This window comes from Micromonospora cathayae (assembly GCF_028993575.1).
GTDB lineage: Bacteria > Actinomycetota > Actinomycetes > Mycobacteriales > Micromonosporaceae > Micromonospora > Micromonospora cathayae.
Window position 1 is genome coordinate 1,040,857 of the sequence record NZ_CP118615.1, and the last position, 14,071, is coordinate 1,054,927.

Consider the following 14,071-nt stretch of genomic DNA (forward strand, 5'->3'; position numbering starts at 1 on the left):
CGCCGTCCCCTACTTCCGCAGCTTCGGATCGAGTGCCTCGCGCATCGCCTCACCGAGCAGGGTGAAGCCGAGCGCGGTGACGATGATGGCGACCGCCGGGTAGATCGCCAGCGCCGGCCGGATACCCAGGTACGGCTGCGCGTCGGCGAGCATCACGCCCCACTCGGGGATCGTCGAGTCCGGGTTGCCCAGGCCGAGGAAGGAGAGCGCGGCGGCCTCGATGATCGCGGTCGCCAGGGTCAGCGTGGCCTGGACGATCACCGGGGCCAGCGAGTTGGGCACCACGTGGGTCAGCGCGATCCGGGACCGCTTCACCCCGAGCGAGGTCGCGGCCAGCACGTAGTCACTGTTCGACTGGGAGATCATCGAGCCGCGCAGCAACCGGGCGAAGACCGGTACGGAGACCACGCCGACCGCGATCATCACGGTGGTCAGGCTGGCCCCGAGCAGGGCCGCGACGCTCACCGCGAGCAGCAGGCTGGGCAGGGCCAGCAGCATGTCGACGAAGCGCATCAGGGTGCTGTCCACCCAGCGGCCCCACCGTCCGCCGAGGCCGGCGGCGGCACCGGCGACCCCGCCGATCAGGGCGCCGACCGCGAGCCCGATCAGGGTCGAGACCACGCCCACGAGGAGCGTCTGCCGGGCCCCGACGACCATCCGGCTGAACACGTCCCGGCCCTGGTGGTCGTAGCCGAACCAGTGGTCGCCGGAGGGGCCCGGGATGATGCCCTGGCCGGACTTGACCACGCCCTCCCGGATGCCGATCGAGTCGGTCGGCCCGTACGGGACGAAGAACGGCCCGACCACCGCGACCAGCACGAACAGGGCCAGGATGACCGCGCCGACGATCGCGGCGGGGTTGCGGCGCAGCCGGCGGAACGCCTCCTGCCAGAGGCTGACCCCGCGCTCGTCGTCGCGGACGGCGGAGAGTTCGGCGAGCCGGTCGATCTTCTCGCGCTTCTTGCCCGGGGTGATGGTCATCGCACCCTCACCCTCGGGTCGATCAGGCTGTAGGAGAGGTCGACGATCAGGTTCACCAGCACGTACACCACCGCGATGATCAGGATGAAGCCCATGAGGACGGGGTAGTCACGCTGGCTGATCGAGTCCGCGACGAACGCCCCGATGCCGCTGAAGGCGAACACCGTCTCGGTGAGCACCGCGCCGGAGAGCAGACCACCGGCGAGCAGACCGATCGAGGTCGCCACCGGGAGCATGGCGTTGCGCAGCACGTGCCGCCGCCGGACCACGTTCTCGGTCAGCCCCTTGGCCTCGGCGGTGCGGACGAAGTCCTCGCCGAGCACCTCCAGGACGCTGGCCCGGGTGATCCGGACGATGATGGCCAGCGGGATGCTCGCCAGCGCGAGGCCCGGCAGCACCAGGTGCCAGATCGCGTCGGCGGCGGCGTCCCACTCGCGGGTGAGCAGCCCGTCCAGGACGAAGAAGTTGGTGATCCGGGTCGCGTCTATGGTCGGGTCCTGCCGGCCGCTGGACGGGAACCAGCCGAGGTTCTCCGCGAAGATCGCCTTGAGGACGTACGCCAGGAAGAAGACCGGGATGCAGATGCCGATCAGCGATCCGCCGACGGACAGGTGGTCGAGAAGCTGGCCCCGGCGGCGGGCGGCCAGATAGCCCAGCGGGATGCCGATGCCGATCGCGATGATCATCGCGGTCACGGTCAACTCGACGGTGCCCGGGAAGCGCTGGAGGAACTCGGTGGTGACCTCACGCTTGGTGGAGATGGAGGTACCCAGGTCGAGTCGGACCATTCGGCGGATGAACCGGCCGTACTGCACCAGGATCGGTTCGTCGAGCCCGAGATTGCGGCGGATCGCGGCGCGCATCTCCGGGGTGCCCCGCTCCCCGAGGATGGCGGTCTCCGGGCCGCCGGGCAGCCGGCGTAGCCAGATGAACAGCAGGATGGAGAGCCCGAACAGCGTGGGTATCAGCTGGAGTAGGCGTCTGACGATGAACCGGAACACGGCGGGCCTCGAAAGGGGTGCGGAGGGATACGGGCGGGCGCTGAAGGACAGCGCCCGCCCGCGTTCCCTGCGTCAGGTCAGGACTTGAACTCGGCGGTGGAGTACCGCTCGTCGGTGAGCGGGCTCGCCTTGACGCCCGTCACGTCCTTGCCGAACACGATCGCCGGCGGCGAGTGCGAGATCGGCACACCCGGGAGGAAGTTCATGATGTCCGCGTTGAGCTCTTTGTAGACCTCGGTGCGGGCCGCGATGTCGGCGGTGGTGTCGGCCTTCTTGAACTTCTCGAACAGCGCCGGGTTGCTGAAGCCCCACTCGGGCTTCGGCCGGTCGAAGAAGGTACCGATGAAGTTGTAGCCGTCGCCGTAGTCACCGGTCCAACCGAGGAAGTGCAGGTCGTGCGCGGCGCCCGAGGTGGTGGCGTTGAGGTAGTCCGGGCTCCACTTCAGCGGGATCGGCTGGACGTTGATGCCGACCGCCTTGAGGTCCGCCGAGAGCAGCTCGAAGATGTCCTTCGGGTTCGGCATGTACGGCCGGGTGACCTCGGTCGGGTAGTGGAACCGCAGGGTCAGGTTCGACGCGCCGGCCTCGGCCAGCAACTGCTTGGCCTTCTCCGGGTTGTAGTCGTACTTGGTGACGTTGCCGTTCCAGCCCTCGACGGTGTCGGGGAAGAAGTTCTCGGCGACCTTGGCGCCCGGGGGCAGCTTGGAGTCGACCAGCGCCTGCCGGTTCAGGGCGTGCGCGATGGCCTGCCGGACCTTCAGGTCGGCCAGCTTCGGGTTCCCCTTCTGGTTGATCGCCAGGTAGAGGATGTTGAAGGCCGGACGGGTCAGGACGTTGAAGCCCTCACCCTTGAGCGGCTCGACGTCGGCCGGGCCGACCAGGTCGTACCCCTGGATGTCGCCGGAACGCAGCGCCTGCTTGCGCGCGTTCTCGTCCGAGATGGTCTTGAAGATGAGGGTCTTCAGCTTGGCCTTGGTGCCCGCGTAGTCCTCGTTCCGCTCCAGGGTCAGCGTCTTGTTGGCGACGTCCCAGGACTTGAACTTGAACGGACCGGTACCGGTCGGGTGCTCGGTCGCGTACGGCGGGTACTTGATGTCCTCGGCGCTGCCACTGACGTTGCTGGCGTCGTACTGCTCCAGCGCCTTCGGGCTGTGGATGGAGAACGACGGCAGCATCAGCGCGGCCGGGATCTTGCTGGAGACCCGGGTGAAGGCCAGGTCGACGGTGGTGGCGTCCTTGGCGGTGCAGGACTTGAAGAGGCTCGGCGGCAGGTCCGGGCTCTCGTTGGTGGCGAAGCCACCCATGACGTCCTGCCAGTACGCGGTCACGTCGGGGCTCTGCATGAGGCCCTTGGAGTTGTACCAGCGGTTGAAGTTGACGCAGACAGCCTCGGCGTTGAAGTCGGTGCCGTCGTGGAACTTCACCCCGGAACGGAGCTTGAAGGTCCAGGTCGTGCCGGTGGCGTCCGGTGTCCAGGTCTCGGCCAGCCCGGGGCTGACCTTCGTGCCGCCCTCCTCCGGCCGGACCAGGGTCTCGAAGACCTGCCGCGCCACACGCAACGACTCACCGTCGCTGGCGAAGCTGGGGTCGAGCACCTTCGGATCTCCGGCAACGCCGAAGACGAGGGTGTCCTTCTTACTACCGCCGGAATCGTCGCCGCGGTCACTCTCGGCGCAGCCTGCTACCGCGAGGGCCGCGGCCGCGACGGCCGCGAGCGCGGCCTTCGACCTGGGTGCACGCATGGGTGCTTCACCTCGTCCTAGGGGGTACGGACATCCTGGTGACCGGGGTCACCGCTGGCGGTGACCTTAGCCTCCGTTCGGACTCCCCCGGAACTATTGACGAAGCTGTTGGTACCGGATCGTGTCTTTGCCGCTGCAGTCAGCGCCACAGGACCCCGTTTTTCGCCCACGAACATCCGTTTTTGTCCCTGTTCACCTATACGGATTTGTTACATCGATCGTCGACCAGGTCGAGGCCATGTCAGACCCGCACCGGCACCCGGCTCCACAGTGGACCGGGTGGCGACAGGGCGGTCCGGTCCACTCGTGCCGGTACTCAGACCGCGCGCCGGCCCTCGAACGCGCGGCCCAGGGTGATCTCGTCGGCGTACTCCAGGTCGCCGCCGACCGGCAGCCCGGACGCCAGCCGGGTCACCGCGATCCCCATCGGCTTCACCAGCAGGGCCAGGTACGTCGCCGTCGCCTCGCCCTCGGTGTTCGGGTCGGTGGCCAGGATCAGCTCCCGGACCGAGCCGCCGCCGAGCCGGGCCATCAACTCCCGGACGCGGAGATTGTCCGGACCGATCCCCTCCAGCGGGTTGATCGCCCCACCGAGCACGTGGTACCGGCCCCGGAACTCACCGGTCCGCTCGATCGCCACCACGTCCTTGGGCTCCTCGACCACACAGAGCACCTCGTCGGTACGGCGCGGGTCCCGGCAGATCCGGCACTGCTCGGACTCGGCGACGTTGTAGCAACTGGTGCAGAACCGCACCAGTTCCTTGACCTTGCGCAACGCGCCGGCCAGCCGGTTGACGTCGGCCGGGTCGGCGGACAGGACGTGGAACGCGATCCGCTGGGCGCTCTTCGGGCCCACGCCCGGCAGCCGCCCCAGCTCGTCGATCAGGTCCTGGATGGCACCCTCGTACATGCGCGGCGGCTCAGAACCCGGGCAGGCCGAGGCCACCCATGCCGCCGGTGACCGGGCCCATCTTCTGCTCGGTCAGCTCCCGGGCCGCCTCGGCGGCGTTGTGCACGGCCGCGACCACCAGGTCCTCCAGGGTCTCCACGTCCTCCGGGTCGACCGCCTTCGGGTCGATCCTGATCGACTTGAGGTCCCCCGAGCCGGAGACGGTGGCGGTGACCAGGCCACCGCCGGCGGTACCGGTCAGCTCCGCCTCGGCCAGTTCCGCCTGGGCCTTCGCGACCTGCTGCTGCATCTTCTGCGCCTGCTTCAGGATCTGCTGCATGTTCGGCTGTCCACCTGGGCGCACGGATGACTCCTTCTCGCACTCGCTCACTCGGCCGCCCGCCAGCCTATCCGCTGTGAGCAGGCTCGCCCCGCGCGGTGCTTCCCTCCCCGGCGCGTCCCGACGGACGATCAGCGGAGTCGATCGGGGGAGGCGACAGATGTCCATGGACCAGGTGGCACAGACCCTGGACGAGGAGGCCGACGCCTGCACCCGGATGGCCGCCGCCGGCTACGCCGACCTGCTGCGCCGGGCCGCCGCCGACGTCCGCGCCGGCGGGCCGTGCGGCACGCTCCTGAAGAGGTACGCCCAGACGCCGGTCTCCGGCGTGCTGCCGTTGCGCCTGCTCGGCGGGGTGCACGCGCTCGTCCTCGCCGGCCGCGCCCCGGAACTGGCCCGCTACTACCCGAGCGCCGGGGGCAGCTGCCGACCCGGTGACGAGGACGCCCGCTGGGCCGCCTTCCGGGCGGTGGTCGAGGCGGAACCGGCCGCCCTGGACGACTGGCTGCGCCGCCCACCGCAGACCAACGAGGTCGGCCGGGCCAGCCTGCTGATCACCGGTCTGCTGTACGCCGCCAGCCACCTGGGCGACCTGCCGGTACGCCTGGTCGAGCTGGGCACCAGCGCCGGGCTGAACCTGCGCGCCGACCGGTTCCGGGTGGAGGCGTCCGGGTTCGCCTGGGGTCCCGTCGACTCCCCGGTACGCCTCCCCGACGCCTGGCGGGGCCCGGTACCCGACTGGCTGCCGACGGCCGGCGCGGCGTACCCGGAGCTGACCGTGGTGGAGCGGATCGGCTGCGACCCGCAGCCGCTCGACCCCACCGACCCGGACGACGTGCTGGCGCTGCGGGCGTACGTGTGGCCCGAGCACACCGCCCGGGCCGCCCGGCTGGCCGGGGCGCTGGAACTGGCCGGGCAGGTCCCGGCGACGGTGGTCACGGCGGGGGCCGCGGACTTCCTCGCCGGCATCGAGCCGCGCCCCGGGACACTGACCGTCGTCTGGCACTCGGTGATGCGGCAGTACGTACCGGACGAGGAGTGGGCCCGGGTGGACGCCGAACTCGGCCGCCTGGCCCGGGCGGACGCCCCGGTCGCGTACCTGGCGTTCGAGCCGTACCCGGAGCGGGACCTGACCCGTAGCCCCCGCTGCCGGCTGCTGGCCCGACTCGGCGACGGCCCGACCCGGATCCTCGCCGAGGGGCACCCGCACGGCCTGCCCGCCTGGCTCCGGTAGAGCCGTCCCCGTTCCCGTTCCGGCCCCGCCCGTCCCGATCCCGGCCCGCCTCGCCCGTCCCGATCCTGCGATCCCGGCCCTTGCCGGTCCCGGCTCGTCCCGGCTCCGGCCCCTTGCCGGCTTCGGCTCCGGCCCGGCGCGCAGCCCGGTCTACCGGGCGTCGACCTCGTCGATCTTCTCCGCGCCGAACACCTCGCGGAGCAGCTGCACCGCCTGTTCCTCGCTGGACTGCCGGGCGGTCCGCTCGTCGATGACCTCGTCGAGCGGCTCGTCCCCCGGGTCGAAGCCCTCGTAGCTCGGGGCGGCCGGCTGCGGCGTCCCGGCCGTCCGGCCACCGCCGCGCAGCGGACCGTCGTAGTCCGGGTCGTACGGCGGCTCACCGGCGAACTCGCTGTCCGCGGTCCGGCGGCCCGCCGTCTCGGTACGCGTCCCGCGTCCCGCCGCGGCAGCCCGCGCGGCGGCCAGCCCGCTACTCACCGGAGCCCCACCGGCCGACGTGCCGGCGGATCGGGCCGCCGGAGCCTGGGCACCCGCAGGACGGCCGGCCGGAGCCTGGGTGCCGGCAGGACGGGCGGTCGGGGCGGCATCGGCGGGTCGGGTGGCCGGGGATGCGGTGGCGGACCGGGCTGAGGGTTCCGGCGTCCCGGCGGCCCCACCGGGCCGGGCCGGTTCCGGCCAGCCGTCCGCGTCGTCCGACGATCCGGTGGCCGCGCCGGGCCGGGCCGGTTCCGCCGACGCGTCGCCCCCGCCCGCTCCACCGGGTCGGGCCGGCTCCGGCCAGTCCTCCTCGGTGGTCGACCCGCCGGCACCGGCACGGGCGGACTCCGCCGGACCGGCCGGACCGGGCCGCTCGCGACGCCGCTGCTCCTGGCCGGGCTGTCCCTGGCCGGGCTGTGCCTGGCCGGGCTGTGCCTGACCGGGCTGTCCCTGGCCGGGCTGTGCCTGGCCGGTCCGTTCCGGCTGGGGCCGTTCCGGGCCGGCCGGGGAGGCTGCCGGGGAGGTCGCCGCCGGGCGGGCCGGTGCGGGCGCGGCAGGTCGGGCCGGGGACGCGGCGGCCGGACGCGACCCGCCGAGCGGGGTACCGCCCCGCTCACCCGCCACCTCGTAGCGGATCTGCCAGCGCCCGCCCAGTTCCTCGTACAGCGCGTCCGCCAGGACCGTGGTGTGGCTGGTCATCATCTGCGCGAGCACCGGCGACTTGACCGTCAACACCAGGGTCTCGCCGTCCACGTCGCGGACCACCGCGTCGCGCATCAGCGCCCCGGCCTGCTTCTTCACCCGGTTGACCTTGGCGACGATGTCCGGCCAGACCCGGCGTACCGCCACCGCGTCGAGGGTGCCGGGCGCCACCGGGGCGTCGGGACGGGGCGGGGCGGGCATCACCGGATCGGGCATCACCGCCTCCGGCGGCGGCATCCGGCGCGGCTCGGCCGCCGCCGGCTGTGGTGCGCCAGTGGCGTCCCGGCCCGGTCCCGACCCGGTCCCGGCATTTCGCTCCGGTCCCGGCCCGGTGGCCCGCTCCCCCGCCGGTACCGGCGAACCGGCCGGAGCCGACGGTGCCGGTGCGGGGGCGGGGTCGGGGCGTACCGCTGCCGGGGCGGCGACCGGCGCGGAGTCGGCGGCGACCGGGACACCCAGGGTGAGCCGGCGCTCCATCCGTTCCAGGCGTTGCAGCAGCCCGCCGGTCGAGTCGTCGGCCCCGGGCAGCAGCATCCGGGCGCAGATCAGTTCCAGCAGCAGCCGGGGGGCGGTGGTGCCGCGCATCTCCACCAGGCCGTTGTGCACGATGTCGGCGCAGCGGGACAGCGTCGCCGCGCCGAGCTGCTGGGCCTGTGCGGTCATCCGCTCGATCTGGTCGGCCGGGCCGTCGATCAGGCCCTTCTCGGCGGCGTCCGGGACCTGCTGGAGCACGATCAGGTCGCGGAGGCGTTCCAGCAGGTCGGAGGCGAACCGGCGCGGGTCGTGCCCGGCCTCGGCGACCCGGTCGACGGTGGCGTACGCCGCCGCGCCGTCCCCGGCGGCGAGCGCGTCGCACATCTCGTCGATCAGGCCGGCGTCGGTGACGCCGAGCAGCGCGGCGGCGCGGGCGTAGCTGACGCCCTCCGGGCCGGCCCCGGCGATCAACTGGTCGAGCACGGAGAGGCTGTCCCGGGCGCTGCCGCCGCCGGCCCGCACCACCAGCGGGAAGACCGCCGGGTCGACGGTGACGCCCTCCGCCTGGCACAACTGCTCCAGGTACGGCCGGAGGGTCTTCGGCGGGATCAGCCGGAACGGGTAGTGGTGGGTCCGCGACTTGATCGTGCCGAGGACCTTCTCCGGCTCGGTGGTGGCGAAGATGAACTTGACGTACTCCGGGGGCTCCTCGACCAGCTTGAGCAGGGCGTTGAAGCCGGCCGACGAGACCATGTGCGCCTCGTCGATGACGTAGATCTTGAAGCGGCTGTTGGCGGGGGCGAAGAACGCCTTCTCGCGCAGCTCACGGGCGTCGTCCACGCCACCGTGGCTGGCCGCGTCGATCTCGATGACGTCGATCGAGCCCGCGCCGTCGCTGGTCAGCGACCGGCAGGAGCCGCATTGCCCGCAGGGTTCCGGGGTCGGCCCCTGCTCGCAGTTGAGCGAGCGGGCCAGGATCCGGGCGCTGGATGTCTTGCCGCAGCCACGCGGCCCGGAGAAGAGGTACGCGTGGTTGAGCCGACCACTCCGCAGCGCCTGCGACAGCGGCTCGGTCACGTGCTCCTGCCCGATGACCTCCGCGAAGGTACGCGGACGGTACTTGCGGTAGAGCGCCAGTGCCACCCGTCCCGCCTCCTCTCGACCGAGCCATTCTGCGCCGGTCCGCCGCAGGTGACCACCCACCCCGCCGTGGTCCTGACCGCAGAGACGGTGTGGCCCCGATCGCAGGGACGGTGTGGCCTGACCGCAGGGACGCTACCGGGCCCCGGAGACAGAAAGGCCCCCCGTGCACCCGTCAGAGCCCGCTTATCCTTGCTGCCTTCCGGCCCTGGGGAGGTTCACGAGATGCACGCCGCACGGGGGGTAGCCCCAGCCTACCCGACCCCGGAACGATCTTCAGGGGGTGGTGGGGTGAACCACCCGGACGGGACCTGTATCCTGATCGGCGGAGGATTCGCCTAGAGGCCTAGGGCGCACGCTTGGAAAGCGTGTTGGGTTAACACCCTCACGAGTTCGAATCTCGTATCCTCCGCTCGTCTGAGCAGCGTAAACGAACAGGGCCGGCCCCATCGGGTGCCGGCCCTGAGTCGTACCCGCTGCGGAACGCTCAGCGGGGCAGGCGCCGGGTGCAGGGTCCGTCGTGGTCGGGCCGCAGTAGGCAGCGGCAGCCGCTGGGCAGCAGGCGCGGGCAGAAGGCGGCCTGCCGTACCACCGGATCGTCGGCTGCGGCGACGGTGGCCTCGTCGCACTCGACCAGGCGGTGGAAGCTCAGCGAACGCGCGATGACCCGGGCGACCCGCGCGGCGGTGTCCAGGTCGTCCGCCACCACCGGCAACTGGATCAGGAAACGACGACCCATCAGGTCACCCCCAGGGCGCCGGCCAGGCGCGCCACGTCGACCGTGGCCGGTCCGCCGCGCGCCACGGCGGCGATCACCGTACGGACGAATGGCCGGGACCGGATCTCGGCCGGCGCGATGCGGTCGGCGTCGACCAGGCGGCGGCCGGCGGCAGCCAGCTCACCGACCTGGAGGTACGCCCGCGCGGCGTCGACCAGGTGCGCGGCGCGACGTTCGGCCGGCAGCCGTGCCCACCGATCCCCCTGGCCGGTGATCTTCTCGTGTCGGGTGATCGCGTCTGCGGCGTCACCGAGTTCCACCGCCGCCGCGACCCGGGCCAGTTCGACGGCGGTACGGCCGAAGCCCGTCCAGTGGTGGTCATGCCCCTCCCCGACCAGGTCGGCGATCTCGGCCGCCTGGCCGGTGAGTTCGTGCACGCCGGACGGGTCGCCTCGGCTGGCCGCCGCCAATGCTGCCTGGAGCAGCAACGTCCCGGCCACCGACAACTCCCCCGCCGTGCTGTCGTCCGGGTTCGGGGCGGCGATCGAGTGGGCGGCGGCGAGCGCCACCGCCATCGCCAGCCGGTCCCCTCGGAGAGCCCGTAACGACTGGGCCAGCGGGATCGCGGCGACGGCGGCGAGCAGTGGATCACCGGCGGCCACCGCCAGCGCCCGGTCGGCGGCCAGCCAGGCCAGGTCGGCCTGCCCGAGCTTGACCAGCACCGACGAGGTGACCCGGTAGACCTGCACCAGCAGGTCCGCCGGGTGCGCCGGCTGTGCGGCGTGGGCGCGCTGCACGTCACGAAGCAGGCCAGGCAGTACCCGCAGCAGTTGCGGATAGTGCGCGTGCTGGTACGTCAACCAGGCATGCCCCACCCGTCGGCGCAGCTCCGCGACCGGCACCGTCGGCTGGTGGGGTGTGCGTCCGGGTGGGGTGAAGTCGTACCGGGCGAGGGCGGCCCGGACCGCGTCGACCTGGCGGCTGTCGGCGGTGGTGTCCCCCTCGGCTGCGGGCGGCAGGGACCGGCCGAGCAGCACCGTCGGGTCGACGCGAAGCGCCTCGGCCACCTCCCGGACGACCGAGAGCCGATCCAGGGCGCGGACTCCCCGTTCGACCTTGTCGACCCAGCTCTTGGACTTGCCGAGCCGGTCGGCCAACATCTGCTGCGTCATGCGTCGCCGGGCCCGCCAGTGCGCCACCCGCCGCCCGATCGGCAGCTCGGCGACGGTCACCACCGGTACAGGGCACGGTGGTTACGGATACGGGCCTGCTCGGACTGCCACCGCCGCAGCGCGTCCTTGACCTGTGCGGTCTCCCGGCGGGCCCGCTCGGCGGCCTCCTGGGCGGCGGCCAACTCCAGCGCGACCCGGTCGAGGAAACGCCGCACGTCCTCCGGGTCCAGACCACGCCGGCCGAGGCGCGTACACCGGAACCTGCGGTCGCGGACCTGCGCCGGGTAGAGCGGCAGACAGTACCGGGACCGGTAGGGAACGCCGTCGGCCAGCCGATGCCGGGCGGCGGCACGCCGACCGAAGAGTCGTCCGATGAGGTCTGTCACGGGAACCTGCCTTTCGACGTACGCCGGGAGGAGGGGCGGATCCGTGGTAGTCGCTGGAAGTTCCTCGGGCAGATCCCGGCTGCTGTTATCGCAGTTCCCGCAACCGGGATCTCACCCTCAGTCCCCGCTGGTTTGCCGACCGTGAGGACCCGTTGACCAACCTGCCATGGCTATCCATTGATAGTCAAGCTCTGTCCATGGGTGGTTCACTCTCAGGTGCCGACCGTGAGAGGAACCGACCAGTGCCACCGCAGTACGCCTATCAACGCGTTGCCGAAGACCTGACCCGGCGAATCAAGTCCGGAGAGTTTCCACCGGGCTCCCGACTGCCCAGCCGCGCTCAGCTTTGTGAGGAGTACGAGGTCTCCAGCTTTGTGGCCGACCGCGTCTTCCTGATCTTGAAGATGAACGGCCTCACCGATTCGCTCCCCGGTGCCGGCGTCTACGTCAAGGAGAGCGGAACGGCCGAGGGGTGAGGCGTCCGACCGATGGGGGTCCGGAGGAAGAGGCTGTACGGGGCGCAAGAGCTTCGAGAACGCTTGGGTGTGTCGCGGACCCGCGTGCTGCAACTCATCGCACGACCGGACTTCCCCGAGCCCTACGAGCGACTGGCGGGCGGGGCGATCTGGCTGGCAGCGGACGTTGAGCGCTGGATCGCGGAACACCAACCCTGGAAGCTCGACGAACGCGCCGACGAAGAGGGATGACGCTCCCGTAGTGCGGGTCGTTTGCGGCAAGCTGGGCGTACGCAGCGGCTTTCTGGCAGCTCAGCTACACGACACGCCGAACGGATTACACCTCATCTGTCAGCAACCGTCGTCCTGCCACCGAACCCGCCGACGCACTCCCCCGGTGCCGGCACGCACGTGACGAAGATCCGGGCCTACTCGCCCGGGGCCACCAGCCCCGACTCGTACGCGAACACCACCGCCTGGGCGCGGTCGCGCAGGTCGAGCTTGGTGAAGATGCGGCTGACGTGCGTCTTCACCGTCTGCTCGGCCAGGATCAGCGTCTCCGCGATCTCCGCGTTGGACCGGCCCCGCGCCACCAGGACGAGTACCTCGGTCTCGCGCTCGGTCAGCGCCTTGAGCCGCAGCGCGGGCCGGCCCCGGGTCACCGGACGCTGCCGGACGAAGTCGGCGATGAGCCGACGGGTCACCGAAGGGGCGAGCAGCGCGTCACCGGAGGCCACGATGCGTACCGCCGCGATGAGGTCGGCCGGTGGCGCGTCCTTGAGCAGGAATCCGCTCGCGCCCGCCCGTAGCGCCTCGTAGACGTAGTCGTCGATGTCGAACGTGGTGAGCATCAGCACGCGCGGCCGGTGCGCCACTCCCGGCGGGGGCGAGAGGAGACGGCGGGCCGCCTCCAGGCCGTCCATCTCGGGCATCCGGACGTCCATCAGTACGACGTCGGGGCGGGTGCGCCGGCTGAGGTCGACGCCCTGCGCGCCGTCGGGGGCCTCGCCCACCACGTCGATGTCGCTCTGCGCGGCCAGCAGCGCGGCGAAGCCGGCCCGTACCATCGCCTGGTCATCGACGATGATGACGCGCGTCGTCACGTGAGGTCCCTTCCGTCCAGGGGAACGTTCAGGGGAACGTCCAGCGGCAGTTGGGCGGCCACCCGGAACCCGCCGTCCGGCAGTGGTCCCGCGTCGAGGGTGCCGCCGAGGATCCGTACCCGCTCGCGCATGCCGACCAGGCCGTGCCCGGTGTCGCCCACCTCCAGCGGCGCGGCGGGCGGCACGGGCGACGGCCCGTTGACGACGAGCACGGTGAGCAGTTTCCCGTCCTCCGTCACCGACACCTGCGTCGGCGCGCCCGGCGCGTGCCGCACGACGTTCGCCAGGGCCTCCTGGACGATGCGGTACGCGGCCAGCCCGTGCGCCTCGGGCACGTCGGCGTCGCAGGGGGTGAACTCCACCGGTACTCCCGCCCGCGCCGTCGCCTCCGCCAGCTGCCCGATCCGGTTCAGGCCCGGCTGGGGGGCGAGTTCGCCGTGCGTCTCCTCGTTCCGCAGTACGCCGAGGAGCCGCCGCATCTCACCGAGCGACCGGCGGGCGGTCGACGCGATGGACGCGAACTCCTCCTGCACGTCCGGCGGCAACCCGTGCAGGCGGTACGCCGCGGTGCCCGCCTGCACGGTGATGACGGACATGTGGTGTGCCACCACGTCGTGCAGCTCACGGGCGATGCGGGCGCGTTCCTCCAGCAGCGTCCGCCGACCGCGCTCGGCCTCGCTGATGGTCTCCTGCTCGGTCAGCCTGCGCTGCACCTCGTACCGTTCGCGGAGCGCCCCGGCGAGCAGGAGCGCGACGCCGCTGAGAATGACCATCAGGGTGCCGCTGCCCGTGCCGCCGGGCGCGACGAGCCCCAGGCCGACGCCGGCAGCCGCCGTCGCCAGCCACACCAGCAGCAGCGTCCGGCGCGGCTCGCGCAGGCCGAGGGCGAGGCAGAGGCCGACGTACCCGATGATCTGCGGGGGCGGGAACGGCCATACGAGCCGCTCGTCGAACCCGACGGCGAGCAGCAGGAGCGCCGTGGCCACGTCAGCGCCGAAGATCACGTACCAGGCTTGCAGCGGGCGGACGACGGCGAGCAGCAGCGGTACCGTCTGCGCGACGGCCAGCCCGCTCGCGACGCCGCCGTTCAGGCCGTAGTCGGCGCTGAGCACGTGGATGGTGGTGGGCAGCAGGGCGACGGACAGCACGAACGCCACGGCCCACGGCAGCGGTCGTACCCACCGGTGTGCGGCCCCCGCGAGCAGTGCGCGCATGCGTGCCTCCTGCTGCGGGCGTTCCCCCGACGCCCAGGTCATG

The 14,071-nt window shown here is 72.0% G+C and carries 14 protein-coding genes, 1 tRNA gene and 1 other RNA gene; 4 read left to right on the forward strand and 12 right to left on the reverse strand.

Features of this window, described 5'->3' with window-relative positions; all coding sequences use genetic code 11:
• Positions 1-9: 9 nt before the first annotated feature.
• The 5 genes from PVK37_RS04855 to PVK37_RS04875 form a co-directional block, all read right to left on the reverse strand.
• The gene (locus PVK37_RS04855) at positions 10-981 is read right to left on the reverse strand and encodes an ABC transporter permease (RefSeq protein WP_275032526.1); all 972 of its coding nucleotides are present in this window, start codon (positions 979-981) and stop codon (positions 10-12) included.
• Positions 978-1,982, reverse strand: coding sequence for an ABC transporter permease (locus tag PVK37_RS04860; RefSeq protein ID WP_275032527.1), 1,005 nt, complete (start codon positions 1,980-1,982; stop codon positions 978-980). Before PVK37_RS04860 ends, PVK37_RS04855 begins: the two co-directional genes overlap by 4 nt.
• A gap of 77 nt (positions 1,983-2,059) precedes the next feature.
• Complete coding sequence (locus PVK37_RS04865) at positions 2,060-3,724, reverse strand: ABC transporter substrate-binding protein (RefSeq protein WP_275032528.1); 1,665 nt, start codon at positions 3,722-3,724, stop codon at positions 2,060-2,062.
• Between the two features lie 316 nt (positions 3,725-4,040).
• Positions 4,041-4,634, reverse strand: coding sequence for a recombination mediator RecR (recR, locus tag PVK37_RS04870; RefSeq protein ID WP_275032529.1), 594 nt, complete (start codon positions 4,632-4,634; stop codon positions 4,041-4,043).
• A gap of 10 nt (positions 4,635-4,644) precedes the next feature.
• Entirely contained in the window at positions 4,645-4,953 is a 309-nt protein-coding gene (locus PVK37_RS04875) for a YbaB/EbfC family nucleoid-associated protein (RefSeq protein ID WP_275034964.1), read from the reverse strand.
• Positions 4,954-5,113: 160 nt separating this feature from the next.
• On the opposite strand from PVK37_RS04875, the gene PVK37_RS04880 reads away from it, so the two are divergent.
• Complete coding sequence (locus PVK37_RS04880) at positions 5,114-6,187, forward strand: DUF2332 domain-containing protein (protein ID WP_275032531.1); 1,074 nt, start codon at positions 5,114-5,116, stop codon at positions 6,185-6,187.
• A 150-nt stretch (positions 6,188-6,337) separates the two neighbouring features.
• Here PVK37_RS04880 and PVK37_RS04885 read toward each other — a convergent pair whose 3' ends face one another.
• Together PVK37_RS04885 and ffs are read right to left on the reverse strand one after the other, a co-directional pair.
• Entirely contained in the window at positions 6,338-8,983 is a 2,646-nt protein-coding gene (locus PVK37_RS04885) for a DNA polymerase III subunit gamma and tau (RefSeq protein WP_275032532.1), read from the reverse strand.
• Between the two features lie 152 nt (positions 8,984-9,135).
• An RNA gene (gene ffs / locus PVK37_RS04890) (signal recognition particle sRNA small type) lies at positions 9,136-9,226 on the reverse strand.
• 81 nt (positions 9,227-9,307) lie between these two features.
• Between ffs and PVK37_RS04895 the strand changes: the two genes are divergently transcribed.
• A tRNA-Ser gene (locus tag PVK37_RS04895) sits at positions 9,308-9,392 on the forward strand.
• A 75-nt stretch (positions 9,393-9,467) separates the two neighbouring features.
• Here PVK37_RS04895 and PVK37_RS04900 read toward each other — a convergent pair.
• The 3 genes from PVK37_RS04900 to PVK37_RS04910 are packed head-to-tail and all read right to left on the reverse strand — an operon-like array spanning position 9,468 to position 11,256.
• Complete coding sequence (locus PVK37_RS04900; RefSeq protein ID WP_275032533.1) at positions 9,468-9,719, reverse strand: hypothetical protein; 252 nt, start codon at positions 9,717-9,719, stop codon at positions 9,468-9,470.
• Positions 9,719-10,933 carry a helix-turn-helix domain-containing protein gene (locus PVK37_RS04905; RefSeq protein ID WP_275032534.1) on the reverse strand — a complete coding sequence of 405 codons (1,215 nt, stop codon included), beginning with the start codon at positions 10,931-10,933 and terminating at the stop codon, positions 9,719-9,721. Before PVK37_RS04905 ends, PVK37_RS04900 begins: the two co-directional genes overlap by 1 nt.
• Positions 10,927-11,256: a DivIVA domain-containing protein gene (locus tag PVK37_RS04910; RefSeq protein ID WP_423791003.1), complete on the reverse strand. Its 330-nt coding sequence runs from the start codon at positions 11,254-11,256 to the stop codon at positions 10,927-10,929. The genes PVK37_RS04905 and PVK37_RS04910 overlap by 7 nt, the downstream gene beginning before the upstream one ends.
• 197 nt (positions 11,257-11,453) lie before the next feature.
• Here PVK37_RS04910 and PVK37_RS04915 point away from each other — a divergent pair, with 197 nt between their 5' ends.
• A complete protein-coding gene (locus tag PVK37_RS04915; RefSeq protein WP_423791004.1) occupies positions 11,454-11,732 on the forward strand; it encodes a winged helix-turn-helix domain-containing protein in 279 nt (92 codons plus the stop codon).
• Positions 11,733-11,816: 84 nt separating this feature from the next.
• Positions 11,817-11,963, forward strand: coding sequence for a hypothetical protein (locus PVK37_RS04920; RefSeq protein WP_341483418.1), 147 nt, complete (start codon positions 11,817-11,819; stop codon positions 11,961-11,963).
• A 176-nt stretch (positions 11,964-12,139) separates the two neighbouring features.
• Here the strand turns inward: PVK37_RS04920 and PVK37_RS04925 are convergent, their stop codons facing one another.
• Together PVK37_RS04925 and PVK37_RS04930 are read right to left on the reverse strand one after the other, a co-directional pair.
• Complete coding sequence (locus PVK37_RS04925; RefSeq protein WP_275032538.1) at positions 12,140-12,814, reverse strand: response regulator; 675 nt, start codon at positions 12,812-12,814, stop codon at positions 12,140-12,142.
• On the reverse strand, positions 12,811-14,070 hold the full coding sequence (locus PVK37_RS04930) for a sensor histidine kinase (RefSeq protein ID WP_275032539.1): 1,260 nt from the start codon (positions 14,068-14,070) through the stop codon (positions 12,811-12,813). The genes PVK37_RS04925 and PVK37_RS04930 overlap by 4 nt, the downstream gene beginning before the upstream one ends.
• Position 14,071 lies beyond the last annotated feature (1 nt).

Coding starts and splice junctions, on each gene's coding strand:
- recR (WP_275032529.1), bottom strand. CDS start 4,634: ATGTACGAGGGTGCCATCCAGGACCTGATCGACGAGCTGGGGCGGCTG.
- PVK37_RS04865 (WP_275032528.1), bottom strand. CDS start 3,724: ATGCGTGCACCCAGGTCGAAGGCCGCGCTCGCGGCCGTCGCGGCCGCG.
- PVK37_RS04915 (WP_423791004.1), top strand. CDS start 11,454: ATGGGTGGTTCACTCTCAGGTGCCGACCGTGAGAGGAACCGACCAGTG.
- PVK37_RS04930 (WP_275032539.1), bottom strand. CDS start 14,070: ATGACCTGGGCGTCGGGGGAACGCCCGCAGCAGGAGGCACGCATGCGC.
- PVK37_RS04900 (WP_275032533.1), bottom strand. CDS start 9,719: ATGGGTCGTCGTTTCCTGATCCAGTTGCCGGTGGTGGCGGACGACCTG.
- PVK37_RS04875 (WP_275034964.1), bottom strand. CDS start 4,953: ATGCAGCAGATCCTGAAGCAGGCGCAGAAGATGCAGCAGCAGGTCGCG.
- PVK37_RS04880 (WP_275032531.1), top strand. CDS start 5,114: ATGTCCATGGACCAGGTGGCACAGACCCTGGACGAGGAGGCCGACGCC.
- PVK37_RS04855 (WP_275032526.1), bottom strand. CDS start 981: ATGACCATCACCCCGGGCAAGAAGCGCGAGAAGATCGACCGGCTCGCC.